Origin of the sequence: Vibrio sp. 10N.222.55.C6, from assembly GCF_041473395.1 — a bacterium.
Classification (GTDB): domain Bacteria; phylum Pseudomonadota; class Gammaproteobacteria; order Enterobacterales; family Vibrionaceae; genus Vibrio; species Vibrio crassostreae_C.
Genome location: NZ_JBFRSD010001037.1, coordinates 1 through 513, shown reverse-complemented (window position 1 = coordinate 513; position 513 = coordinate 1). Strand labels below are relative to the sequence as shown.

General features: G+C 41.9%; 1 pseudogene. It reads right to left on the bottom strand.

Annotated features, from left to right (window positions below):
• Positions 1–513: pseudogene (locus AB4486_RS27435) on the bottom strand (hypothetical protein); the annotation flags it as partial.

Below are 513 nucleotides of genomic sequence, written 5' to 3'. Positions count from 1 at the left end.
CATCAAAACCCAATAATAAAAAGTCATCTTTTGTTGTCCATTTATCATTAAAGAGCTCATAGCCTTCAGAGACCTTTTTTAAAGATTGATTAATATAGTTATTAGACCAGCCGCTAAATTTTGTTTGCTGGCTGGTAACCGTCAATGAGCTATTCACACCAGTCCAACTCTGAATGGGCTCGGGAAACAAGTTACACACGTTGGCAACAGGAACCACCTCAGGTAACTCAAACGCAAAGTAACCCACTTCTTCCGGAATATGCGTGCGGTCTCTAAAGTCCTCATCTACAACAAAGCTAACTTGGTTCGTGTTAATGTTACATCGACGTAGCCAGCCTCCGTGTCCACCAGCCCTCTCTTGTTTATTAGCTATGATCCCGTCAATATTCGTTAGAGAGGTGGTAGCATACTTATCCTCACAGCCATCCAACATTGGGTCATTACCGCTTTGACTTGGCGTATCATACCCTCTTGCAAATTGAACCTTAAAACCATCAACATCAAGGTTAGTAT